The following is a 25,503-nucleotide window of genomic DNA, read 5'->3' on the forward strand; positions in this document are numbered from 1 at the left end:
TTAGATAGGAAACATTAATACATTGGTTTCTAATTGTTGTAGTAAAAGTAGGCATTGTCATTCGTTTATTTTATAACATTTCCTTAAAGAAACACTGCCAATTTTAATTAAATTGGCAGTGTTTTATGACATTAGACTATTTATTAATTACTGTTTGGTTCAGTTTGAGTATTTACTTTTTTCCCAAACATTTTTTCAAAAAGAATAATAATTGAAGGTAATACCAATAGGGTACTAATTAAACAAAAAAGTGTATCGATAACAGTCGTAATCCCAAATGCTTTTAACATTAAGAAATCGGAAAAGATAAGCGTACTAAATCCACCGATCACGGTTAGTGCTGATGCAGTAATCGCCCGCCCAATTTTGGTCATAGCAGTAATCATAGCTTCTTGAGAAGCTGCACCTTTTTCCCTTTCTTCCTGGTATCTTTCCATCAGGAGAATGGTAAACTCTGTTCCAATACCTAAAATTAATGCACTCAGAACAGCAGTTAAGGGATTAATTGCAACATCTAGGAAATACATAATTGCTGAAGACCAGCCGATTACAAGTGTAATTGGAAGAATTGGATATAAGGCTTGTTTTGGACGACGATAAAGTACAAGTAAACTTAATGCTACTGCACCAATTCCTAACATCGTTGAAAAGTGACGATTATCAGTCAAAGTGCTAATGCTTTTTACTGCAAGAACCATCATACCTGTTGACGTTACTTCCACACCTTTTGGTGGTTGAAGCTCATTTTCAATGGCTTCGATTAATTCTTTTTGTTCTACCAATCCCATGTTTTTTACGCTAAAAGCGATCGAAGCCATCTTCTTATTTTTTGTTATCATAGATGATTTCATAACTTCTGGTAAAGCATCAATTGATTTGTTTATTACATCATCTGAAGGTAACTGCCCCTCATTCATCATCGCAATTCCAGATGCAATACTTGTTGATGATTCAATTGCATCATGTTTTTGTATCTGTTGTTCCTCAAACTCCTTCATCCATTGAAGCACTTCTGGATTTGTAACATCCTCAGCTTCCACCATAAAATTTATTTCCATAGTGGAGCCAATTGTGTCACGAATTTCATTTAAACTCATCAGTGCTGGTGAATCTTGTGGCATAAGTTTTTCTATATCCGTTTCTACTTTCAAATTATCTTCAAAAGTAATACCTCCAATAGATAACCCTATCGCTAAAAGCAAAATAACAATAGGGTTTGACACCACTTTCTTAGCCAACCAACCAAGAGCTGATTCAATCCTTGATGAACTTTGTATTTTTACAATGTGAACTTGCTTTTTATCACGAAGATTTAGAATAGCAAACATTAAAACCAATTCAACTATATATACGATAAAAACTCCAATGGACAACATCTTACCGAAATCTTGTATCATTGGGACTTTAGAAACCAGTAAAGTAATGAATCCAGCTGCCATTGTTATTACTGCGATACCTACCGCAGGACCCATGTGTTTAATGGAAGAAAAAATAGCTTCCTTTGCATTCCCTGTTTTCGTAAACTCTTCATCATATCGGTTGTGGAATTGAATAGCAAAGTCCACACCAAGCCCAATTAAAATTGGAAGGATTGCCATCGTAACCATACTTAACGGAATGCCTAAATACCCCATTGTACCAAATGTCCAAACAATTCCAAGAAGTACGATTGGCAATGATAATAATCGCCATCTCACAGGGAAAACAATTAATAAAATTAGAAGCATCAGTACAACAGACAAACCAAGCATAACTGACATATCTTTCGTCATGCTATCTTGAATTGCTTGTGTCAGTTTCGGTGTTCCAGAGACAAGAGATTCTAAACCATTTATCTCTTTTTCTTTGAAAAGATTTTCTACATCAACTACTGCTTGATTCATTTCATCCATGGTTAGATTTCCAGCAAGTTTGATCACAATAACGGCATGTTCACCATTTTTAGGGAGCAGCTTAGTTGCGATTTCTTGGACATTCTCATCTTTATCAAAGAGAACTGTTTTTACAAAGGTTTCATTCGATAAAGAAGGCTCACCCATTTGTTCCATTTGTTTCATTTGTGCTCCGTATTGGGCTTCTATCTGTTGCATTACTTTTAATTTTGTTTCTTCGGCTACTTTCGCCTGAACTTCTTGTGAAGCACCTTGTTGTTGTGCTTGTTGTACTGCTTTATTTATGGCTTGTTCAACTGCCTGATTAATTTGTTCTTCAAATGCTTTTTTCTGTTCTTGAGCCTTATCAGCTGCCAATTCAACAATTGAAGAAGGACTAAATACACTATCAATTAAAGGGTTATTATTTAAATCATTTTGGACATTGTTTATTTCATCCATTGATGAAAGAATGTCTTCCTTATCCCCCGTTAACAGCACAAAAATCGATTCGCCGCCAAATTCTTCTTGAAAACGAAGGTTATCTTGAAAAACAGGGTCATCGGCTGGAATCATCATATCCTGCCCTGTCTTTACCTCAATTTTTGTAGCTCCAATCACCATAACGATTGTCATTATTGAAATAAAAAGTATTGATAAAACTGATTTTTCAGTAGTCCATTTACTAATTCTTGAAAAAAACAATTTCATTTATTATCTTCCCCCTTTTCTCCTAATGCTTTGTCTAATAATTTCATGACTAATTGTGTCTCTTGTTCTGTCCATTTACTAAAATAACTTTCTAAGACTTCATTTCTTTTCTCTGTAATTTGTTCGTAAAGTTTTTTTCCTTTTTCTGAGAAAGTTAGCCAAATAAGTCGTCTGTCGTTATCGTCTCTTTCACGCACAACATAACCTAATTTTGTCATTTTATCGATTAATAATGATGTAGCCCCTGTTGTATTGCCCAGTTCATCGACAATATCTTTTAAATTGCATTTTTTTGTTTTGGATATGGTCTGAAGGACAACAAATTGAGGGATTGTTATTTCCTCAAATATTTCTTGCGTTTCCTTCCCAAGACTTCTAATTAAATGTGAAATCAGATAATCAATTTTTTCATAATCTATATTCTTATATTCCATATAAAAACCTCCCGAAAAGTATTTTATCAAAAAAAGTTTAAAAATTAAACTATTTACTTTTCAAACATTTTCATTTTAAAGGTATTATACCTTTATATTTATAACAAAAAAGCTGGCACAACCATAATGCGTGTGCCAGCTTCACTAATTACATTTTACCTTCAATTTCCTCTTCTGCTTCTTTTAATTTTTCTAATGCTAATTTCCACTTTTTTCGTAAACCCTTACCACTTTCAACCAGGCTGTAAATTACTGGTATGACTACAAGTGTTAGAAGGGTAGAAGTAAACAGTCCTCCAATAACGGCAACTGCCATAGGTGCTTGAATTTCTGAACCTTCTCCTGCTCCTATTGCTAATGGTAATAGTCCTAACATTGTTGTTAAAGCAGTCATAACAATTGGTCTTAATCGAGTAACACCAGCTGTTATTAATGCATCACGAACAATCATGCCATCTTTTCGTAATTGGTTTGTATAATCAATATAAACGATTGCATTATTTACGACTATACCAACCAGAATAATGATTCCGATAAACGCTGTCATTCCAAATGCATAATCGGTTAATAATAATCCAAGAATGACTCCAGTGATAGATAATGGTAGTGCAAACATGATGATTAATGGATGAACAAGTGATTCAAATTGGCTAGCCATAATCATGTAAACAAAGACTATCGCTAAAATCATCGCTAATTGTAAACTACTGAACGCATCGTCCATCATTTCTGTTCCGCCAGTCATTTTCACACTATATTGATCTTCATCAATCTCAAGATCATCCACCATTGAATCAATTTCTTTTTGTACTTCTTGTGAAACAGTACCCATATCTTTTCCTTCAAAGGAAGCAGTAATGGTTACTACTTCTTTTTGATTTTCCCTCACAACGGTAACAGGTCCATTATCTCGGACCACTTCAGCTATATCCTTTACAGCAACCTCAGTTCCCAGCGGTGTTGGGATCTTTAATGCCTCAATTGCTTCTTTTGAATTTTTAACACCTGCAACTGACACTCTAACATCTGTTTCGATACCGTTATCACTTATTTTTGTTGCAACTTCACCTTGAAGTTGGCTGTTCACATAGGAAGCAACCTGATAGGTTGTTAATCCATATTTAAATGCTTGTTCTTTATTGACTCTTAATTGGTATTCAGGTTTTGCAGTATCTATGCTGTCGGTAATATTAGTAATCGATTCGAGTTCATCCAATTTTTCAGTTAATTCATTAGTGTATTCACGGACCTTTGTTTTGTCATCCCCTGAAATCAAAATTTCAATACTATTTGGGCGACCACTCATTGCTTGCATAGAATTGGATAGGTTAAATGTTAAATCAACATTTTCAAACTGATCTTTAAGGTTATCTTCAACATCATTCATGACTCTTTCAGTCTTTTTTGAACGATTTTCACTATCAATCAGCTTCACCGTAACTGTTCCTTTGTTCTCGGATGAACCCAATACAGAGGCTTGAAGCGGATCATCATTTCCAATCGTTGATGTTACAATATCAACTTCACTTTGATTTAGTGCTTCATCTTCAATCGTCTTAATTACTTCAACTGTTTTATCAAACGTTGAACCTTCTGGAAGTTTAACATCAATTGTAAACATCCCTTCATCTTGAGTTGGCATTAATTCTGTTCCAACTTTAGGAACCAATGCAACAGAACCAGCTAGAATGATTAAAGCTAAGCCAAGAGTAGCAAAACGATGAGAGAGAGCCCATGTAATAATTTTTTTGTAAAATCGATTTTCTTTTTGTGGTTTTACTTTCCCTTCTTTTAATAGCAGTCCAGCTAAAGTTGGTACTACTGTTAAAGCTACAACTAATGATGCAACAAGCGAGAATGTAACAGTTAGTGATAATTCCTTAAATAAGTCACCAACAAGACCACCAACAAAGATAATTGGTAAAAATACCGCTAGTGTTGTTAATGTCGAAGAAGTGATAGCACTTGCTACCTCTTTAGCACCATCAATCGCTGCTTGTTTTCTCGTTTTTTCAAAGGATAAATGGCGATAAATATTTTCAATTACGACAATGGCATTATCAACAAGCATACCTACACCAAGTGCTAAGCCGCCCAGAGACATAATATTTAAAGACATTCCTGAAAAATACATTAATACAAAAGTAGCAACTACTGAAAATGGAATCGCAATTCCAATGATTAAGGTCGAAACGGGTGAACGTAAGAATACAAAAATAATAACAATGGCAAAAATCGCACCAAATAGCAAAGCCGATGTAACGTTCGATACAGATTTTTCAATGATTTCTCCTTGATCGGAAGAAATCGTAAACTCTAAATTCTTATGCTCTTTTTGAAGTTTATCTAATTTTTCTCGAACATTTTGACTTACTTCAGCAGTATTAGCGGAACCATCTTTTTGAATGCTTACTAAGAGACTTTCTTTAGAATTGGTTCTTGCAATAGAAGTGGTATCCTTTTTGGCAAGACCAATTTCAGCTATCTCCCCCAAAGTAACAACTTCCATTTCATTGGTTACACTGACAGGTAATAATTTTAATGCTTCAATTTCATCTATTTTCCCTAAAACTCTTAAGCTAAGTTTTTCATCTTCATTTTCAACCACACCACCAGGGAATGTTAAGTTATTTCCTTGGATAAGCTGTATGATTTGTTCTTGGGTCAATTTATTATTTTTCATTAAGTCTTGGTCTAACTTGACGGAGATCTCCTCATCAAATCCACCTGTAACACTAACATTGGCAACACCATCAATATTTTGAAGTGTTGGAACAAGTTCTTCCTCTACTAACTCTTGGACTTTCTCAAGCCCCTTCCCGTTAGATACGGTGAACTGAATGATTGGCATCATCGTTGGGTCAAATTTGATAATCATCGGTTTATCAATTCCATCGGCAAGGGGCAAACGAGCTAATTTTGTGCTTAAATCTTCCCTTACTTCAGATATATCTGTTCCCCATTCATATTGAGCTATTACTAATGAAGCATTTGAACTGCTTCTTGATTGCATCATTTCAAGTCCTTGACTCGTTCCAACCGATTCTTCGATAGGTTTTGAGACCATTTCAGCTACTTCTTCTGGTCCTGCACCAGGGTAAGTTGTCATAACAGCGATAACAGGTGGATTAATATTTGGCATTAAATCCATTTTTAAGCCTGTTAATGAAACAACTCCTAATAATAAAACCAATAGCATCATCATAATCGTTGTTACGGGTCTTTTAACGGCTAATTTGGGTAAATTCATGTTGATTCCTCCTCTGTTTCTTGAACAATTGCTGCAAGTTTTTCAATTCCTATAACCAAGTTTTCGAGATCGATCGGGTCTAATTGCGACATATATCTCTCCATAATTTGATTACGTTTATTTTCCGATTTGCTGAAGACAATTTTTCCTTTTTCCGAAATTCTAATATAGACCACTCTTCGGTCTTTTTCATCCCTCTCTCTAGTTACAAAATCATTCTTTAACATACGATCAACCATGGCTGTAATCGCACTGGGTTTTACCCCAAATTCCTCAGCCAGCTTTGATGCTGTAAAGCAGCTTTTATTATTGAGTAATTTAAGGATAAAAAATTGTTCACTCGTTAGTCCTTCCTCTAGATGTTCGGATAACGCTGGACCCAATTTTTTCATTGTTGAATAAAAAGATTGTTGGAGCCTACTAATATATTTTTCTAGTTCTACATGTTCCAAAATAATCACCTCAATTAGCAAAAAAATATTTCACGCGTTTAAATATATATCACATGAAATGTTTTTGTCAATTTAATTTTGGTTTGACAAGCCCTGCTTATTTCTCTATAATCTCCATTAGTTAATATAGTTAAATATTATGGAGGTTAAATTGTTTTATGAAGAGTATTAAGGATAATTCGGAATTTTTACACTGGACGACATTCCTACTCCCATATAAATTTGCGTTAGATGAGATACAAACTAAAATTAACATTTTAAAAGAAGAGGCAAAGTATATGGTCAATTACGACCCAATTGAGCATGTAAAAGTAAGACTAAAAACCCCAGACAGCATTATTGAAAAATTAAAGCGAAAAGGGTTGCCTGTTAACTTCAGAACATCTGAAACTCATTTGAATGACATAGCTGGAATTCGCATCATTTGCAGTTTCGTTTCAGATATCTATTATATTTATGAATTGATTTCAAAGCATAAAGATCTGAAAATTATTGAAGTTAAAGATTATATCAAGAATCCAAAGCCCAATGGATATCAAAGTTTCCATTTAATTGTTGAAAAACCAGTATTTCTAAGTAATGGCACGAAACATATGAAAGCTGAAATTCAAATTCGTACCCTTGCCATGGACTTTTGGGCAAGTACAGAACACAAAATCTTTTATAAATATGAAAAAGAAATTCCAGAATATTTAAAAGCTGATCTAAAAGAAGCAGCAGATTTGGTAAGAGATTTAGATCGAAAGATGAAAACCGTGCATGATGAAATTAAACAAATAAATTCTAGCCTAAATGACATTTTAATGCCCAATTAAGAATGGAGAGAGATAGATGAATCGTCAAGAGACGATATACAAATTAGAAAAATCATTTAGAACAGTTTTTCGAAAATTTAGACATGATATAAACAATCTTTTAGGAGACAATTTATCAAGTAATGAATTTATTGTAATAAAGCTCCTATTAGAGTGTGGTCCTAAAAGAGTATCTGATATTTCAAGCGAATTAAATGTCTCAGCAAGTCACATCACTTCAGTCAGCGATTCATTAGTTCAGAAAGGTTTTGTAACAAGAGTACGTTCTGAGAATGATCGAAGAGTTGTCAAAATCGATATAACCGAAGAAGGAAAAGAAGTAATTGGTGAGTTAGAAATTATTAAAACAAACTACATGCGATCAAGATTTGATCCATTTTCTGATGAAGAATTGAATTTGTTTTTAAGCTTGGTAAAAAAATTAGAATAAGGAATATCACCATTTATTACCGTTTTAGGATGTTGAAAATTTATTTATTATGATATATATTTAACAAAGTTAAGTATTAACTTTGTTAAATACAAAGAATTGGGGGATTAATTTTGGAACATCTTGAACAACGAAAAAAAATAACCATCATGATCGCCATCATGGCTGCTATGTTATTTGCTGCTTTAAATCAAACTATTGTTGGCACAGCTTTACCACGAATCATTGCTGAACTAGGTGGTATGGAATATTTTAGCTGGGTATTCACGATTTATATGCTAGCGTCTAGTATCACCGCCATTTTAGTTGGGAAACTATCAGATATTTATGGGCGTAAACCCTTTATTCTTGTGGGAATAGGTATTTTCATCGTAGGTTCCTTCTTGTCAGGACTTTCTAATACGATTATTCAACTTATCATATTTCGGGGGATTCAAGGATTCGGTGGAGGTATGATTATGTCCACAGCATTTACAGCTGTTGGAGATTTGTTTTCACCTCGTGAACGTGGACGCTGGCAAGGAATAATGAGTGCTGTGTTTGGTTTAGCAAGTGTTTTTGGTCCGACACTTGGTGGCTGGATTGTTGATAACGCAGACTGGCATTGGGTTTTCTGGGTATTTTTACCCTTTGGTATTATTGCATTCATCCTAATTTGGATGATGTTTCCAGCAGTTGAACGACAAGCCAAAGAACCTGTTGATTACTTTGGTTCTTTATTCTTAACTCTAACAATTATCCCGTTGCTCCTTGCTTTTTCATGGGGAGGAACAGAATATGAATGGAATTCAGCTCAAATTTTGGGACTATTTTCAGCAACCATTCTTTCATTGATTGTTTTTATTATTATTGAAAGAAAAGTTAAAAGTCCTGTTTTACCACTAGATTTGTTCAAAAATAATATTTTTACAGTTTCAAATGTGATTGGTTTCATTCTTGGGGCTGGTATGTTTGGTGCCATCATGTATATGCCATTCTTTATTCAGGGGGTTATCGGAACATCGGCGACAGCTTCAGGTCTAGTCATGATGCCGATGACATTGAGTATGGTGATAGCAAGTGCAATTGGCGGTCAATTCATCACCAAAACAGGGAAATATAAAGTATTTGCATTAGTTGGTTTGTTAGTAATGGCATCTGGAATGGTTTCAATGTCATTCATGGATACGAGTACAACAAACACAATTGCAGTCATGAATATGATTATTGTAGGTGTAGGATTGGGTATTGCTTTCCCTATTTTCACTTTAACGGTGCAAAATGCTGTTGAACAAAAGTTTTTGGGTGTAGCTACTGCTTCTTCTCAATTATTCCGTCAAATCGGTGGAACAGTTGGTGTAGCCATCATGGGAACGATTATGAGCACCCGAATGCAAGACAAAATGGAAAGCTTAGCAAAGGAATCTGGGGTAGATATGGGCAGTATGACAAACACTGACCCTGCCCTTGCAGGAAGTTTAAAAGAACTTCAAAATCCACAAGTTTTAATGGACCCTGATAAATTAGATCAAATTCAAGCATCTTTACCAGAACAAATGCAAACTCTTTTCACACAACTTGTTGATATGTTGAGAGAAGCGTTAAGTTATTCACTGAGTGGTGTATTTTTAGTAGGTGCAATTGTTATTGGAACTGGTTTTCTATTAACATTTTTCTTAAAAGAAATACCTTTAAGACAATCCAATAATGCTAGCTCTGAAAAAGCTGAAACAAAAGTTAAAACCGTGAAGTCACATTAATGTATGAAAAATGCTGCTCCCTTTTGGTTAGCAGCATTTTTTAATTCTTTAAAAATTCTTTAGTAACATATCTGATAATATCTCCTCTGCTTATTATGCCTCTTAATACACCATTTCTATGAACAGGAACCTTTTTAATCTTTTTGTTACCCAAAATGGTGGCAACTTTCTCAATCTCCTCATCTTCTTCAACAACAATGATCTTTTTCTTTGCTACATCCATCACATTTGCCATTACTAGTCTGTCAAATTTCGATTCTAAGCTTTCCTGATCTAGAAAAACTGCATTTACAAAGAATAAGTCAATAAAAACAGGTTCTTTTTTACCTATCCAACGCATAATATCACCATCACTAATATAACCAATTGTCTCATTTCGATCATTAACTACTGGCAAACCACTGATTTTATGGGTTGAAAAAATTTCAAGAACATTTTTAACCGTTGAATCATCCTTCACTTTCAAAACTTCTTTTATCATAATGTCACGAGCTTTCATATATGCCACCTCAACCCCTCTATTTACAAACATAATTTTCTTTATTATAATATTATACAACATTAATATTTAATGTGTTTAAATATTTTTTACTAGTAATATAGAATAGTTGTTTATAAGGGATAAGTTTGGTACTTGATAATTTTTTAAATTAACGTAGGTGGGAAAGAGATAGATGGGTACTAAGGGGTCGAATAGTATAGAATCATGTTTTTGTGATATATTAACTAATCATTTGAGTAAATTGTACAAAGAGTGGCTAGCAGGTATAAAAATTAGTGAAAATTATCCTTTTGCAGATGAAATTCCTGAAAATTTCAATCGTTTATATGTGTTGTTGGTTGAATCAATCAAATGTGAAACAGATCTGCTTGAAATGGAGGAAGTATGCCTTAAAATTTCAAAAGAAAGAATGGCAGCGAAGATTGGTATCGATTCATTTTTACATAATTTTAATCTAGGTCGCTCTATTGTAATTGAAAACCTTTACTTGGTTAGTGACTCAATTATTGAATTAACCCCTCTTATCAAAAAAATCAATATTTTTTTTGATACCTTTGCCTATCTTTTAGTTGAAAAATACAATCAATTATTAATAAACGAAATTACAGAGCAACAAAGTGTTAATAGTCAAAATCACTCTGATAAGCTTAGATTACTTGGACAAATTTCATCAAGCTTTATCCATGAATTTCGTAATCCATTAACTTCCATTATTGGCTTTATCCAACTTTTAAAATCTGAAAATCAAAATATTAAATACTTAGATATTATTCAACATGAATTAAATGAATTAAGTTTTCGCATTTCTCAATTTTTATTAACATCAAAAGTCGATTCTCATGAAACAGGAGAAAAAACAAAAACATCTTATATAAACCTTTTACAAGAAATCATCGATTTCCTATACCCAAGAATAGTTGATCTAAATATTGATATTGATTTTGTAAAACCTGATAATGATGTTTATCTATTCGTGAAAAAAGAAGAAATGAAACAGGTTTTATCTAATATACTAATCAATTCATTCGAGGCTTTTCCAATGATTCAACAGAATAGAAAAGTACATATCAGTTTAGAAAAAATCGATAACGAAGCAGTTTTATCCATTTCTAATAATGGTCCCCAAATACCTGAAGATAAAATGAAACTTATTTTTGAGCCATTTTTCACATCAAAAGAAAACGGAACTGGAATCGGGCTGTTTATTTGCAAGCAAATAATTGAAAAATATAATGGTACTATTGAATGCAGTTCCAATGCAAAATGGACTACTTTTAATATAAGTATAGTACAGTAAATTTTCCTATATTACATTTAAGTGAATTATTTATCCACTTCAGACATGGAGTTTTATATTTTTGAGTTAGACTACCTGAATGTTTATTTTATATTTTGCTCTTGCCAAATGCTTGTTTTTACCTAAATTACAACTATAATTAATGTCCTAGAAGTAATTTGAGCAATCTTTTCATTTTGGTTATCATTACTTTAAATAGCCTCTTGCTATTAATATTTATGTCCTATTTGCCGCCAAGCTTCGGAGCATCGTATTTTATCATGGGGCTTTTTTATGTTCAAACCTCCTATTTTTGCATTACAGGATTGCTGCAGTTGCTTGAATCAGATAAAGGCATAACCTTTTTCCAGTTAAATGAGATTACCGATAGCCCCTCCAACTACCTTAGCCAATAAAGCCTCCAATAATAGCTCCTCCTATTACTCCTAAGCTAATGATTGGTATATAGGCTATTGTAATAAGTGCGTCTGGTATGCTAATTAAAAACCATATCAAAATTCCTTTTGTCCAACCATAAATAGGAAGAACAGTTACAAATATTAAGAAACCTATCATAAAAGGATTAATAAATGAACCAATAATAGCAATACGTTAATCTTCAAATTTCATGGGAGCATTAGTAGTACTGATAATAAACCAAATATTAGACCTGATATAATTCCTGAGAAAATGCTGTTCATTGATAATAAATATGCTTTCTCTAACTAACTTATCAATTGATATGATTCTTTTAAAAGAATTAAAAACTTTTGATCTAGTTCTTCTTCACTATGAAATCTAAAGTAATTGTGAAACCTGTTTTTAGAAACTTGTTCAATTTTTGTAATCTTCTCGTGTTCAATTTGATGGTTTGTTACTAAATTAAAATCTAACCATTTCTTTTTTGGATGAACTCCTCCAAAGGAAGATTTATTTAAAAGATGGATAGAAGTCTTTTTAAACCCAATTTCAAAAGGTCCTATTTCTTTCAATAAATCGAGTATTTTTTAATATACTTCATAAACAATAAATGCCTTATTTGAGAATAATTCATTATCTGACAAATCGCCATCTCCTACTTTCAACCTTAACATAATAATTTGTATTACCTTTATTTTGCCTCTTTTTACATCATTTTACCATTATCTTCATTCAACTAACACTCCCTCAATAAACAAAGTGAAAACTCGCGTTTTTTTCAGTATACACAGTGTTTTATAGATTGTTATTTTACAGTTTAAGCTCACTAGTCTGATTGGATTTATCTTGTAAGGAAAATTGGGGTTTGAAGCAAAAAGACTTATAGCTCATTGACTACACACTTATAGAGAAATTGGTCAATTCTTAGGTTTGTTAGGCTCCTAGCCTTAAAAATTGTAATGCTGCTTTTCATTCCCAACTATCTTTGCACGTTTAAAGGTTATCAGTTAGGAGATCACGTATTTTTTTGCCATTGCCACACGGAGTTCTGCATAAACACCTTGTGGGTTCGTAGATTCAGCTTACATGACCAACTTCTCGATGGCTTTAGCGACTTTTACATCGTTCTAAGTCGGTGAGATTCCTTCGAGTTACTTACTTCTCTTAACATGTAACGGTTTCCCTGCAACAAACTTTTTTTATTGCAAAAACAACTGAAACTGAATCCTTAAAAAAAGACTCATTTTGGGGCTGTTGACAAAGTGGGAATAGAGTTCATCTCTATTCCCACTTTGTTTTTTTATTCATTTTTTTAGGTCTGTTTCTCTTGTTTTACTGCCTAATTCATCACTTTTACCATTCGTTTTAGATTTAATGCCAACGCCGAATAGAGGCATTGTTCAAGAATTTTTTGAATGCCTCTTTTATATGTTTTATATAAGTTGTGATGTAATTTCATGGTTCCAAAGGAACCCTCGCACCAAACTCTTCGTAATTTTTGAACCAATTTATAGGTATCTGTTTTTGATCTTTGAATATTTCCTTCTAAAAGTTCATGAGCTATTGGTCTAGAGATGGTTCTTTTAGTGGCTGTTTTTCCAAAGCATTGTTCTCGATAAGGGCAGACTTTACAGTCTTTAGTTTTTGCTGAATATGTTTTGTAATACTGTCCATTTGAACTACTTAAATGAGTAAAACAAAGCTCCTTATGATTTTGACAAGTATAGGTATCGGTTTCATTGTTATAGGTAAATTCTTTATGAGAAGTTGTTTTATAAGCTGTATCATACTGAATGGGACTTATATAACCTGTAATTTCTAATGTTTTCAATCCATGATGAATTGGAGCTGTATCATAACCTCGGTCAGCCCCCACACAATTAATATCTAGGTTAAACTTATCTTGTATTACTTTTAATCTCTCTATAAAGGGCTCACAATCATTAAGATTGCCAGCACTTGGATGAATGTCTACTATGATTCCGTTTTCTGTATCAATACTTGTGTGTGCCAGATAGTGAGGTCCAGATGGCTTACCTGGTCGACTTAATAACCCAGAATCAGGGTCAGTCTTTACAACAGATTTAGTTTCAGTATCTGAAACCGTAGGTTTCCTGCCTCGTTTCTTTTTACCTGACTCCAACCTTTTCTCCTCTAACTCTTTCTCAATCTTTTTGGCTTCTTCTTCAAGAGTATTTAAATATTGTGAAGTGGTCTTTTCCACAACTACCTTTTCAATTTTACCTTTTGCAGCACTAGCTTTTATATGGGTAGAATCTGAAACAACAACTTCTCCAGTAACTATGCCTTTTACTATGCAGAGCTTAACAATGTAATCAAAAATTTCTTGGGTAACGGTACTATCCTTAAATCTTCTGCGACGGTTCTGACTAAACGTCGAATGATCGGGTACTTTATCAGTTAAATCCAAGCCTAAAAACCAGCGATAGGCAATATTTAAATTAACTTCTTGTTCAAGTTCGCGTTCTGAATCAATATTAAATAGATACCCAATTAAAAGCATCTTAAATAAAAGGACTGGATCAAGTGATTTTCTACCAAGCTTCGAGTAATAATTTTCCATTTTGTCATATATAAAAGAGAAATCTATCTTCTGGTTAATTTGACGAAGAATATGATTTGAAGGAACAAAAACATTCAAATCAATGAACTCCAGTTTACTTTGATAATCATCTTTACGACCCATCATATTTATTCCCCCAATAAAAAAACCTATGTAGAATAAATTCTACACAGGTTCAAGGAAATCCTATTAGTTTGTCAACAGCCCCTTTTGAGTCTTTTTTTTGTTTTTGAATGGTCTTATATGCTTTAACCAATACTCTTTGCTTTAGAAATTAATCGGGAACAACTGACATTAGAAATTTATTATACAGACTTTGTTTAGTAACCTTTTTGATATAACCTCTCTTTTACCACCTTTTAAGATTTTCTAAGTTTCTATTATTTTTAACAACGCCAACATTATACTGGTTAGACCTAGCTAAGACCACGCTATCATTTTTGTATCCAATACCTAGTATTCTTTAATTTGCACATTGCCTTTCCCTTCTTTCTGTTATACTTTAATGTAATGTTTTACATTAAAGGAGATAAACCTTTATTTGGAGGATTTTCAGTTCCTTTTTAATAATAGTTGTTAAAAATTGTTTAGTTATTCAAAATAGCCCACATTATTCCAATGTTGAATGTCATTAAACTTGTCCACTCTAGTATTGTCACAATTTTTTTTGCCATTTGTTCTGGTAAATTATCTTTTAACTTATTAAAAATGAAAAACTTAATCAAAGTGATTACAAAAAAGATTGCTACTGCAATAATACAGCCATTTGCAATGCGATCAATACTATCTACCAATACGTCTAATTCATTTGTCATTTAGAAAATCCCTCTCTATCATAAAAGTTTTTTTATACCTGTTCTTTATATTTCTTTTCAAAAAAACCTTTATTTTAAAAGTGATTAGTCATTTAAAATTCAAAAGAAAGTTCATTGAGGAACCGAAAATTTACATTTCCCCTAAAATTATTAATCCCTAAAAACAGCCGAAAGCTGTTGATTATAGCCAAAAACAGTCAAATTTAATAAATGTTATTGTAATGCTTATTTGTTCGTTTTCTTTCATTTTCCTTGATAGTAAACATTTAATATTATGCTATTGTATGGATTTTTTTCGGATATTTAATTTATTTTTTTCGTTAATAAATTTTTACTAAATTTAAAATACATGAAATCAAACATTTTTCTTCTAAAAATAAGAAAAGACCAAATAGTTAACAAAACCATTTGATCTTTTGTGTATTATTATTACAAATCAAAAAAGAAGTAAACACAAGAAAGCGGCAAAAGAATCAGAGGACATTGCCAGAAGAATCTAAGGGGAATGATTTATCCTGACACTATTTATTTCAACATTTTCAGAGAATTACCTTCTTTTATTTTAAAAAATATTATCAGTTTTTCCCTCTGTTCCCTCTTATAATAATCATTATTAATGGTTCTTACCGGCTGATTATCATTATTCTTTTATAACTAGAATTACAAATATTTAAACTTTGAAATAGAGACGTTTATTTCCATTCTCGTCAATAAATATAGTATTATATTTCCTTTCCCTTTTTTCTTTAAGTTCCTTTCTAATATACTTTAGAGGAATGTACCAACTTAAAGAACCGTATAAATAAACCAAAACTGTAAACCCTCCAAATATGGGATTATCAGTAAACAAGTAAATTAGGAATCCAGCAAATGCTCCTGTTAAGTTAAACATAATAATAGCAATCGTATTCCAAAATTTTTCGTTTTGATATTTTGCTAAGATTACAACATGATCATACAGATATAAATAGAATCGGTGAAATAGAACACCACTACTAATGAATACTGCAGCAAAGGATAAAAAATAGTAGGTTGGGTCAAGTTTTAATGTTAAATAATTTATAGGGTATAGCACAACTGAAGAAATTGAACAAAAAATTATAGACCAAACAAATAGTACAGAAATAATCCTTAAATTAGTATTAATATCCTTTTCGTTTATATTATGCAACTTGACTCACCTCTCTCTTAATGATGCCAAGACAGAATATATTACTAAGTTCCAGCAGAATGCCCCCATAAAGAAAAAAAATGGCATAAAAAAAGTAGAAAATACTCTATTCCCTTGAAAGAAAAGTATCACCCCGGACACTAATGAGACAAATAATATGAGCGTGAGCATAATCCAAGATAATATTGGTGGCATTCCATTGTTATTATATTTCTCATTGACCAAGTATAGATATGTTGGAACGTACATTCGCTTATAAATAAATCCACCTACTTGCATAGTTAAGTATGCAATGATTAAATATACCATAACACTGTTTTCCCAGAATTGTAAGGACAAAGGAGCAAACAAAGAAATAACAAATATTCTACATAAGAAATGAAATAAATGAGTATTCAGCCTCGTCTTTTTATTTGGTATAAGTAGCTCTATATTGAACGCCCCCTAATCTTGTAAATTTATTGGTATTCTATTATTATACGTCGATCTAATGATGTAGTCAGGTCCATGTGAGTTTTGTAAAAGCAATTATCCATTAGGTTTTGATTACAAAATAAGGGACGAGATTATTGCTCCTTTTTCTTAAACACCATTGCTGGAAGGTTTGGCACTAACTTTGCCGTATGGAAACTAATTAGCCATATTAAACCACCTACAACTGTAAACCATGTAAAATTTAATGTACCTACAATTTTGTGTTGAAGTGCAAACCAGTTTCCCAATAGGACTATGGAGGTGTTAATTGCAAAAACAGGTAGAATAAATAGGTATCGTACAAAACTAGCAAGAAATCCTCTATCTTTGATTGATTCATGTAATGCTAAATAAATTTCGCTAAAACAAACTGAGCCAATTATAGAAAAGATTAAAGCATTCATATATGTATACTGGTCAACATGAAATGAAATTGGAACAGTTGGTATAAGAATTACTATTGTAATCATAAAGAAAAATAAATATGTAAATCCTTTGTGTATATCGTGTTTATACAAGTTAATCACTCCCTAATTGATATTATTTACAAAAGAAAAAAAGAGCAAACGCGATGTCTCCTCTTTATACGGTTCTTTTTCATTTTAATTTTTCATATTGTTTCAACCTTCTTTGCAAAATAACAGTGAATGATTCCCAATGCATCACGAACATGCTCATTTGTTTTTAAATCCCCATAGATACTTTGTATGGCAATTTTAATCTCATTCTTGCTTGCTCTTCCATTCCCTGTAACAGCCTTTTTTATAGAAGCAGGAGCGTAAGTCCCTACTTCTATCCCTCTCTTTGCAGCGATTAAATAGATTATCCCAATAATCCAATTTACTTCCTTACTTCCACCAGTATAGTTACTTTCCATTAAAACAACTTTAACTTGGTAGTCTTCAATTATTGTTTCTAAATTTATATATACAAAGAGAATTCGTTGATGAATGGGCATGTTAGCAGTAGTCTTGATTGTATGGAGCATAACAATTTCTTTATTTAATTTTGTAATGGCAATACCGGAGGATGTTAAAGAAGCATCTATTGCCATAATTGTGGGGGAATTCACTGCTTTTGTTGATTGCATATGCAGCACCTCCTAACATAGACACCAACATTTTAATTATTTTTCTTGTCGGTGAAGGCCCTGTCATTGGTGAATAATCAAAAATCTATCTATGTATTCTTCTCAATCAAGTATTCTACCTATGCCTGATTTTTGCTTTTTCAATGAGTTATAAATAAAACCTAATTCCTTAAAATTACAAAAGTACCTTTCATGAATTTCATTTTGATAAGTAAATATTATTTCAACTGGAAAATTATCAACATTAGGATTTAATTTAACACCCATGATTAACTCATCATCCAAGCCGTCTACAATAATATTGTTAAGTACACTTATAAAAAAATCAGTCTGAATTGCCTTAAAATCTCTTTTAGTCAGAGTAAAAGAATTCTTTTCACCCTCATTATCAATGATTTCAATGTAGACAAATTTATTTAAGTTATGGAACATAACACTTGCTGCATGATTAAATAGTTCATTAATTCTTATTAAATCTTGTACACTATATTCAAACTTATCCATTCATCTCCTCTCCCTTCGTTAACTCTCAAATGGTTTCCCATACTTGCTACTTCTTTCTTGGGAAAGAAAATCCTTTATTATTTTTTTATCCAGATAGATATTTATAGACATAATTAAAAAGAAACAAAAAAAGAGCAAGGACACAATCCTTGCCGAGATATCATTCTCCACTTGCTTTTTTATGGAGTGGATCTTCGTTAGTTTCTATAAGTTCCTCACATAACATTGCTATTTGAAATAATTTCTTGTTATCCAGTATATATTCACTCAATACTGGTTCAATAACATTCATGAGATTCTCATATGAAGAATAGAAATTTTGAAAACATAAAATATTGTATTCACCGACATTAGCTGTACGGTTGTCTACAAATCTCTTCTGTGAGCGGGTAATATACAAAAAATATATATACTTCTCTTCGCTATGGTGCATCCATCCGTAACGGGGATGCTTGGCGATAATAAAAGTATAATCATCGTGAATTGCCTTCACAAAATCCAATTTCTTTTGTTTTCCCTTGCTAGCCATTAAATTCAATCCTTTCTTTTGTAAAGTCTTTACATATATTCATTTACACACATATACGTTCTAACCTTTATTTTTTAAAAAAAGAATTGTAACTTTATTCGAACCGATTAATCATAGGCAATGAACCAGCTTATAACAATTAATACCTACTGTCTCAACAATCGAACCAAAATTAACCGAAATAATTTACTCTCTTAAATAGAATATTTTCTTAAACGGAAAATTTAAGGACTATTCCCTATTACATACACTTTTAACTTTTTCAAAAGAAAAAGTCGGTTCTATAGGCTCATCCCTTATTGCTGGAAGAAGAACTCAGCTTTTAAATTGGTTCTAGTATGGTTCATTGAAGGATGAAATTATTTTTGATAGAATTCAAAAAAACAGATACCCAAAATCCATTTAGGTATCTGTTAATATTGAAACTAACTATGCATCCATCGGCCATCCCTTATACTGCTCTTCAGCTTGTTCCATAAACTTATTAGTTAAGAATTGAAGTTGTTGTCCAGTAACTTTCTCTTTCATTAATACCATTTTGACAGCAAGTTTCACTTTAGCATAAACATCTTGTCGGTGTGGGCTAGTCCAATCAACATCGAGTTTCTTTTTTAACTCATTAACTACTTTGTGTATTAAGTTGGCTAAGTACTCGTTTGAAAAAGCGGTATCCTCCATTGAAGTAATTACTTTATAAAACTCAATTTCTTCCTCTGACAAGCCTAAGTCCTGTCGTTTGCGCATTTCTTCTTCCATTTCTTTGCGCATTTTTATCATCATTCGAACGACATCTGCTGCTTGAATGACACGATTATGGTATTCAGTTAAAGTTTTTTCTAACAACTCTTGCATCGTTTTAGTTTGTGGACTACCCTGCTTAAATGTAACTTTTATCTTGTCCTCAAGTAGTTTTTTCAATAGTTTTAACCGTAAATCCTCATGTTCTTTCTTCGATAAATCGGCCAAAAATTGCTCATCAAGAATGCTAATATCCTGCCGTTCGATTCCAACAACTTTGAATATGTCTACCGTTTCTTTAGCAAGTAAATTCTGATCCAATAATGCTGACAGTTGCTCTTCTAATGTCTTATTCCCTCCCCCAGTACCACCCGGAGGTCTTAAATGCTTTCGTAGTTGAGCCTTTAACATTAGGTATAGAGTAACCTCATCAGCAAGTACCATTACTTCTGGCTGATTTTTAACGAGTTGATACGATTTTTCTAATTTTGTTGCATACTGAATATAATCTTCTGTATCACTGTTTAATAACACATTTACTATATCTGCTATAAAATCTTCTCTATCTATTTGAGGTTTATGCCTCCAACTGTCTATCACTATATTAGAAGGTATATAATTTCTAACAGATTCTAAGTTCTCATTAAAAATTCTTATGGCTTCAGTAATATCATATGCGGGAATCCCATTGCCTCCACCTGTTGTATATTTATGTGTTGCCTCCTTTAAGGAAGTGGCAATGCCTATATAATCAACAACAATTCCACCTTCTTTGCCGGGAAAAACACGGTTTACCCTAGCAATGGCCTGCATTAGATTATGACCCTTCATAGGCTTATCGACATATAAATAAGAAAGCGGCTGTGCGTCCATACCTGTTAACCACATATCTACTACTATAACAAATTTAAGTGGGTCTTCAGGGTCCCGTAACTTAGCCTTAACGTCTTCCTGTTCTTTCTTAGACTTAATATGTGAATATTGGCTACCTTCTTGAATCTCTCGCCATTCACGTGGGTCTTTTGAGACATCACCAGTCATAATTACTTCCATTTTTGGACAACCTTCTACTTCTTTTAAACAATTATATAAATCAGCAGCAATTTGGCGGCTCATACATACAATCATTGCTTTTTGAAAAGGATTGGCCATTGAATTAAAATGTGATACGATATCGTTTGTAAGGCGTTGGAGCCGTTTTGGAGTTCCCACAACTTTTTCTAAAGCGGCCCATTTTCTTTTATAACCTTCTGTTTCGTCACCTTCACCATTATCCACAAAAATATCTTCAAATTGCTCATCAATGTCTTCTGCTGTTAAATCAAGTGGTATTAGTCGACTTTCATAATAGATTGGTAATGTTGCTTTATCAGCAACAGCCTGTGCCATGTCATAACGATGTATAGTGTGTCCAAATATCTCTTCAGTATTGTTTCCTACAAAATCTACTGGTGTACCTGTAAAGCCGATGTGGGAGGCGTTTGGAAGTGCAAAACGCAATTGTGCAGCATAACCACCTTCGAATCCTGACTGCGTACGATGTGCCTCATCAGCAATTACAACAATGTTCCTTCTTTCAGAAAGTACAGGATGTTTTGTCTCTTCACCTTTTAACCGAAATTTTTCAATGGTAGAAAAGACAACTGGGGTTGCTTCACCTCTAAGTATGGTTCTTAATCGTTCGGTGCTACTTGCCCGTTCAACCTTACCAATTAACGACTCACCCTCAACAAAAGTATCATACAATTGTTCGTCTAAATCATTTCTGTCTACTTGGATTACAATAGAAGGATTATTTAGTTCAGCATGCCTACTTAAGATTCCTGCAAAGAAAAGCATACTCAACGATTTCCCTGAACCAGTGGTATGGTACATAACTCCGATTTTTCTATCACCGTCCGGCCTAGTTGCACGAACCGTTTCCTCAACTGCAAAATTAACACCGAAAAATTGGTGGTATTTAGCCCCTATTTTCTTCGTTTTGTCCCTTGCCTTAAGGAAGACTATAAAGTTGCGAATATAGTTTAACAGACGGTCTTTAGGGAACAGACCCTCTATTAATGTACGCATTGTATTTGCCCGATTGTTATCTACATTTCTTCCGTCAATAGACTTCCAAGAAGCAAAGAAATCATAGTCAGCAAATGGCATACCATGTTTTGTCTCAACGTTATCCGAAACAACTGTAAAGGCATTATAGTTAAAAAGTTGTGAAATATCATAGGTGTAATTTTGAACTTGAGTATATGCGTCTTTTACTGTTGCCTGTTCACTATTGGGATTTTTCAATTCAAAGACAATAAGCGGAAGACCGTTTATATAAATTACTATATCTGGTCTGCGCGACATTCGGCCTTCTACAGACAATTGATTTACAACAAGAAAATCATTATTGGTAGGTTCTTTCCAATCAATAGGAAATACATGTGGCACAAATGTTTCACCATTTAATTCATACTTAAATTCTAATCCCTTAACCAGCATTTCATGGAAATGCTGGTTACGCTGAATAAGTTTTACACCATCTGGTGAGATAAATTGCTGTGCAAGCCTCTTAATTTCATTATCTGGAATGGTTGGATAAGCCTTTTTAAGAAAGGCTTCCAACCTACCTAATAATATAACTTCTTGCAACTGTTGACGTTCTCCACGCTGAAACAATTCTTGAGCGTGAAGATAATCATAATCAAGCCGTTTTAATCTTTCAATAGTAGTTTCTTCAAATGCTGATTCTCCTAGAGGTCTGGACATGATGGAACACCTCCTTATCAATATTCAACGAATTCATTAATTTGAGTATCAACTTCTGTTAAATCTTTTAGTTGTATTTCTCCTGAAAACAACCGGGGTAGCAAATATTCTTTTAGGCTGAGCAGATGAACGTTTTCTTGTATATTTTTTTGTATTTGAGTACGAATATTTTTAAATACAGAATTTATTTCATTTAAAGAATTTTCATCTGGAATTGCTATCTGAATGGAGTAAACATAACCTTTATCAGCGTGTGGTATGGCTGACCCTGTTAAATTTGACCTTATACTGTCCTCATGATTTTTAAGAATATAATATAGTAAATGTGGTGATATGCTTGAATTTTTTATTTCTAATAATGATAATGTAGATCCAACAACACCTTTATACGAAGAATATATAGAACCAGAACTATTACCGTCCATCACCATTAAAACATCAGAATCTTCAGCAATAACCAATTTCTCACCCTCAGCAAATTGTTGAGCATAGCCATTATTTAATGCTTCAATGTTTAGATATGGTAAATTTGATGAACAATTGTCAGATTTTAATTCTTTTGGTTTTTTACCTTTCTTAAATTGAAATATATCCTTTAAAGCTGCAATACTCCAATTTAATGGTATTGAACCAATTTCTGATTCTTTTAATGTGAGATTTTGGGTTAATTCGAAATTAACGAATAAATTTTTATAGTACAATTGCCCAATTTCCTCAAGTGTCTCATTGATTTTTTTATTAACTTGTATCTTTGCATCAATATTCCCTAAAATATCTGCAATTCGTTTTTGTACCGGATATGAAGGTACAGATATCTTAAAATCTTTGAAATTACTTAAGGGAATCCTATCAACTGTAGAACCCATTAAAAGATTTTTCTCTATAGTTTCTCGCCAGTCCCTACTAAAAAAGTAATAAAATAAAAATTTAGTATAAATTACTGAGGTATTAGGACGTATTAATGCAACTCGTCTGCCCAAGCAACATATTAAATCCTCTGGAATTATTGCATATCGATTCAGGGTTGCTTCATATGTGAAAACAATATCTCCTTTTTGTGGTGTTACTCTTTTAGTCCATTTCGGATAATCTTCTAGAGAGATATGTCTTACATCAGTTAAATCAATCATTCCATCATCAGTAATATTCTTTATTCCTAAAAAAACTGGTCCTTCATTCGCAGGTTTGGGAGTGGCATGAGGACCATCAAATAAATCTAAAATTACTTCATCTATGCTCATTCTTTTCCAGTTATTATTCATTCCTTTAAATCCTCTAAATCCTTTTTTATTAATTCTTGGAGAAGGTTAGACATTTCAAACTGTTTCAAGAGTTGTTGTGTTAATTCCGCCATTTTTTCTTTATACGGTACACTATCTTCATCTAAGATCTCAGTCCCTACATAAATTCCCGGTGTTAATTTATAATCACTTGCTATCACATCGTCTAAACTTGTGACTTTACAAAAACCAGAAATATCAGCGTATCCCTCTGTTTCCTTATTTTTATATGTGTGATAAACTTCAGCAATTTGTGCTATTTCTTCTTTTGCAAGTGCCTTTTGTTTACGGCTTACTTGAGAGCCAAGTTTACGAGCATCAATAAAAAGAATCTCATTTTTACGCTCGCGGTATCCTCCTTTTCCATCTCTGTTTTTACTTAAAAAAAACAAACAACATGGAATTCCAGTTGTAAAAAATAATTTTTCAGGTAATTGTACAATGCAATCAATATATCCATCGTCAATGAGACGTTGACGAACTTCCTTTTCCTCTTTAACACTTGTTGTCATTGCACCATTCGCCATAACAAAACCTGCTGTTCCTTTTTCGTTCAAGTGGAAAAGAAAGTGCTGCATCCACATATAATTTGCGTTACTGTTTGTTATTGGTCCTATTAAACGTGGATCTTTTTTTGCAATTCTCTCTGCTCCCCAATCCTTCTGGTTAAATGGTGGATTTGCTATTACATAATCTGCCTTTAAATCTGGAAATTGGTCATTTAATAACGAATCACCTAAGCGGATATCCGCGTTCATCCCATGAAGTAAAACATTCATTTTACCAAGACGAACAGTTGTTGTTACATTCTCTTGACCATAAAATGATAGTGAATGTTTTCTTGGAGCATACTCTTCACTTTGAATGAACATTCCACCCGAACCACAAGCAGGATCAAACACTTTTCCTTGAATAGGCTCAAGCATTGCAACAAGTAACTCGACTATACTCGAAGGTGTAAAAAATTCTCCACCACGATTGCCTTCGGATGAAGCAAAAGAACCAATAAAATATTCATATGTACGTCCAAGTACATCTACACTCCCTCGATTGTTTGCACTAAAAGCATCACGCGAAAAAATTTCGATTAAACCAGCAACGTTTTCTATTGAAATATTTGAACCTTGGTAAATTCGTGGTAACATACCCTCAAGTTCTGGATTCTCATCTTCAATTCTCTTCATTGCATGGTCAATAATTTCTTTAATATTAGGTTGCTTTGCTTGTTGCATAATATAAGACCAACGAGCCTCTTCAGGTACAAAAAACACATTTTCTGACATATATTGGTCACGATCTTCAATTATCATTGACTGTGTTCCTATATCTTCGGTATACCATTCACTTGTTGGATCAGTTACCATTTGCTCAATTGTTAAACGACGTAGTTCATACTTGTTAGACAAATAACGTAAAAAGATTAAGGGTAAGACATAGTTCTTATAATCACTAGGAGCAACACTACCCCGCATTTTATTTGCTGCATCAAATAAGTCTTTCTGAAAATCTATATCTGCTTGTACCTTCATGGTTTGCCTCCTAAAATCAACAAAAAAACTTCTAACTATTTTCCTATTTTATCATAAATCATTATCTATACTGATTACATATTTTTAGTGAATACTAAAGGAATAAAAAAAGGTAAGGAAAAATTTATCCTTACTTGC

At 32.9% G+C, this 25,503-nt stretch carries 20 protein-coding genes; 4 read left to right on the forward strand and 16 right to left on the reverse strand.

The window, feature by feature from the left end; all coding sequences use genetic code 11:
* Positions 1-143 precede the first annotated feature (143 nt).
* The 4 genes from ACVBAX_RS10480 to ACVBAX_RS10495 form a co-directional block, all read right to left on the reverse strand.
* Positions 144-2,582 carry an efflux RND transporter permease subunit gene (locus ACVBAX_RS10480; protein WP_447116992.1) on the reverse strand — a complete coding sequence of 813 codons (2,439 nt, stop codon included), beginning with the start codon at positions 2,580-2,582 and terminating at the stop codon, positions 144-146.
* Positions 2,579-3,016, reverse strand: coding sequence for a MarR family winged helix-turn-helix transcriptional regulator (locus tag ACVBAX_RS10485; protein WP_447116993.1), 438 nt, complete (start codon positions 3,014-3,016; stop codon positions 2,579-2,581). The genes ACVBAX_RS10480 and ACVBAX_RS10485 overlap by 4 nt, the downstream gene beginning before the upstream one ends.
* A gap of 148 nt (positions 3,017-3,164) precedes the next feature.
* Entirely contained in the window at positions 3,165-6,266 is a 3,102-nt protein-coding gene (locus ACVBAX_RS10490; protein WP_447116994.1) for an efflux RND transporter permease subunit, read from the reverse strand.
* On the reverse strand, positions 6,263-6,718 hold the full coding sequence (locus ACVBAX_RS10495) for a MarR family winged helix-turn-helix transcriptional regulator (RefSeq protein WP_447116995.1): 456 nt from the start codon (positions 6,716-6,718) through the stop codon (positions 6,263-6,265). Before ACVBAX_RS10495 ends, ACVBAX_RS10490 begins: the two co-directional genes overlap by 4 nt.
* 158 nt (positions 6,719-6,876) lie before the next feature.
* On the opposite strand from ACVBAX_RS10495, the gene ACVBAX_RS10500 reads away from it, so the two are divergent.
* The 3 genes from ACVBAX_RS10500 to ACVBAX_RS10510 all read left to right on the forward strand — a co-directional run bounded on the left by ACVBAX_RS10500 (position 6,877) and on the right by ACVBAX_RS10510 (position 9,702).
* Positions 6,877-7,533 carry a GTP pyrophosphokinase gene (locus ACVBAX_RS10500; RefSeq protein WP_447116996.1) on the forward strand — a complete coding sequence of 219 codons (657 nt, stop codon included), beginning with the start codon at positions 6,877-6,879 and terminating at the stop codon, positions 7,531-7,533.
* Positions 7,534-7,549: 16 nt separating this feature from the next.
* Entirely contained in the window at positions 7,550-7,963 is a 414-nt protein-coding gene (locus ACVBAX_RS10505) for a MarR family winged helix-turn-helix transcriptional regulator (RefSeq protein ID WP_447116997.1), read from the forward strand.
* A 113-nt stretch (positions 7,964-8,076) separates the two neighbouring features.
* Entirely contained in the window at positions 8,077-9,702 is a 1,626-nt protein-coding gene (locus ACVBAX_RS10510) for an MDR family MFS transporter (RefSeq protein ID WP_447116998.1), read from the forward strand.
* Positions 9,703-9,742: 40 nt separating this feature from the next.
* On the opposite strand, the gene ACVBAX_RS10515 is transcribed toward ACVBAX_RS10510, so the two are convergent.
* Positions 9,743-10,201 carry a CBS domain-containing protein gene (locus tag ACVBAX_RS10515; protein WP_447116999.1) on the reverse strand — a complete coding sequence of 153 codons (459 nt, stop codon included), beginning with the start codon at positions 10,199-10,201 and terminating at the stop codon, positions 9,743-9,745.
* A gap of 175 nt (positions 10,202-10,376) precedes the next feature.
* Here ACVBAX_RS10515 and ACVBAX_RS10520 point away from each other — a divergent pair, with 175 nt between their 5' ends.
* Positions 10,377-11,501, forward strand: a complete 1,125-nt coding sequence (locus ACVBAX_RS10520; protein WP_447117000.1) for a histidine kinase N-terminal domain-containing protein — start codon at positions 10,377-10,379, stop codon at positions 11,499-11,501.
* A 704-nt stretch (positions 11,502-12,205) separates the two neighbouring features.
* Here ACVBAX_RS10520 and ACVBAX_RS10525 read toward each other — a convergent pair.
* The 11 genes from ACVBAX_RS10525 to ACVBAX_RS10575 form a co-directional block, all read right to left on the reverse strand.
* A complete protein-coding gene (locus ACVBAX_RS10525) occupies positions 12,206-12,472 on the reverse strand; it encodes a DUF5655 domain-containing protein (protein WP_447117001.1) in 267 nt (88 codons plus the stop codon).
* A 767-nt stretch (positions 12,473-13,239) separates the two neighbouring features.
* A complete protein-coding gene (locus ACVBAX_RS10530; RefSeq protein WP_447117002.1) occupies positions 13,240-14,610 on the reverse strand; it encodes an IS1182 family transposase in 1,371 nt (456 codons plus the stop codon).
* A 461-nt stretch (positions 14,611-15,071) separates the two neighbouring features.
* Complete coding sequence (locus ACVBAX_RS10535; protein WP_447117003.1) at positions 15,072-15,299, reverse strand: hypothetical protein; 228 nt, start codon at positions 15,297-15,299, stop codon at positions 15,072-15,074.
* Between the two features lie 670 nt (positions 15,300-15,969).
* The gene (locus ACVBAX_RS10540) at positions 15,970-16,470 is read right to left on the reverse strand and encodes a hypothetical protein (RefSeq protein ID WP_447117004.1); all 501 of its coding nucleotides are present in this window, start codon (positions 16,468-16,470) and stop codon (positions 15,970-15,972) included.
* A 566-nt stretch (positions 16,471-17,036) separates the two neighbouring features.
* Positions 17,037-17,462, reverse strand: a complete 426-nt coding sequence (locus ACVBAX_RS10545) for a hypothetical protein (RefSeq protein ID WP_447117005.1) — start codon at positions 17,460-17,462, stop codon at positions 17,037-17,039.
* Between the two features lie 92 nt (positions 17,463-17,554).
* A complete protein-coding gene (locus ACVBAX_RS10550; protein ID WP_447117006.1) occupies positions 17,555-18,034 on the reverse strand; it encodes a crossover junction endodeoxyribonuclease RuvC in 480 nt (159 codons plus the stop codon).
* Positions 18,035-18,136: 102 nt separating this feature from the next.
* On the reverse strand, positions 18,137-18,538 hold the full coding sequence (locus tag ACVBAX_RS10555; RefSeq protein ID WP_447117007.1) for a hypothetical protein: 402 nt from the start codon (positions 18,536-18,538) through the stop codon (positions 18,137-18,139).
* Positions 18,539-18,698: 160 nt separating this feature from the next.
* Entirely contained in the window at positions 18,699-19,067 is a 369-nt protein-coding gene (locus ACVBAX_RS10560; protein WP_447117008.1) for a hypothetical protein, read from the reverse strand.
* 429 nt (positions 19,068-19,496) lie between these two features.
* A complete protein-coding gene (locus tag ACVBAX_RS10565; RefSeq protein ID WP_447117009.1) occupies positions 19,497-22,556 on the reverse strand; it encodes a type I restriction endonuclease subunit R in 3,060 nt (1,019 codons plus the stop codon).
* A 17-nt stretch (positions 22,557-22,573) separates the two neighbouring features.
* Positions 22,574-23,818: a restriction endonuclease subunit S gene (locus ACVBAX_RS10570; protein ID WP_447117010.1), complete on the reverse strand. Its 1,245-nt coding sequence runs from the start codon at positions 23,816-23,818 to the stop codon at positions 22,574-22,576.
* The gene (locus tag ACVBAX_RS10575) at positions 23,815-25,365 is read right to left on the reverse strand and encodes an N-6 DNA methylase (protein ID WP_447117011.1); all 1,551 of its coding nucleotides are present in this window, start codon (positions 25,363-25,365) and stop codon (positions 23,815-23,817) included. The genes ACVBAX_RS10570 and ACVBAX_RS10575 overlap by 4 nt, the downstream gene beginning before the upstream one ends.
* Between the last annotated feature and the right edge of the window lie 138 nt (positions 25,366-25,503).

Source organism: Robertmurraya sp. GLU-23 (assembly GCF_052983275.1).

Coding starts and splice junctions, on each gene's coding strand:
- ACVBAX_RS10480 (WP_447116992.1), bottom strand. CDS start 2,582: ATGAAATTGTTTTTTTCAAGAATTAGTAAATGGACTACTGAAAAATCA.
- ACVBAX_RS10485 (WP_447116993.1), bottom strand. CDS start 3,016: ATGGAATATAAGAATATAGATTATGAAAAAATTGATTATCTGATTTCA.
- ACVBAX_RS10490 (WP_447116994.1), bottom strand. CDS start 6,266: ATGAATTTACCCAAATTAGCCGTTAAAAGACCCGTAACAACGATTATG.
- ACVBAX_RS10500 (WP_447116996.1), top strand. CDS start 6,877: ATGAAGAGTATTAAGGATAATTCGGAATTTTTACACTGGACGACATTC.
- ACVBAX_RS10505 (WP_447116997.1), top strand. CDS start 7,550: ATGAATCGTCAAGAGACGATATACAAATTAGAAAAATCATTTAGAACA.
- ACVBAX_RS10515 (WP_447116999.1), bottom strand. CDS start 10,201: ATGAAAGCTCGTGACATTATGATAAAAGAAGTTTTGAAAGTGAAGGAT.
- ACVBAX_RS10520 (WP_447117000.1), top strand. CDS start 10,377: ATGGGTACTAAGGGGTCGAATAGTATAGAATCATGTTTTTGTGATATA.
- ACVBAX_RS10530 (WP_447117002.1), bottom strand. CDS start 14,610: ATGATGGGTCGTAAAGATGATTATCAAAGTAAACTGGAGTTCATTGAT.
- ACVBAX_RS10535 (WP_447117003.1), bottom strand. CDS start 15,299: ATGACAAATGAATTAGACGTATTGGTAGATAGTATTGATCGCATTGCA.
- ACVBAX_RS10550 (WP_447117006.1), bottom strand. CDS start 18,034: ATGCAATCAACAAAAGCAGTGAATTCCCCCACAATTATGGCAATAGAT.
- ACVBAX_RS10555 (WP_447117007.1), bottom strand. CDS start 18,538: ATGGATAAGTTTGAATATAGTGTACAAGATTTAATAAGAATTAATGAA.
- ACVBAX_RS10560 (WP_447117008.1), bottom strand. CDS start 19,067: ATGGCTAGCAAGGGAAAACAAAAGAAATTGGATTTTGTGAAGGCAATT.
- ACVBAX_RS10565 (WP_447117009.1), bottom strand. CDS start 22,556: ATGTCCAGACCTCTAGGAGAATCAGCATTTGAAGAAACTACTATTGAA.
- ACVBAX_RS10570 (WP_447117010.1), bottom strand. CDS start 23,818: ATGAATAATAACTGGAAAAGAATGAGCATAGATGAAGTAATTTTAGAT.
- ACVBAX_RS10575 (WP_447117011.1), bottom strand. CDS start 25,365: ATGAAGGTACAAGCAGATATAGATTTTCAGAAAGACTTATTTGATGCA.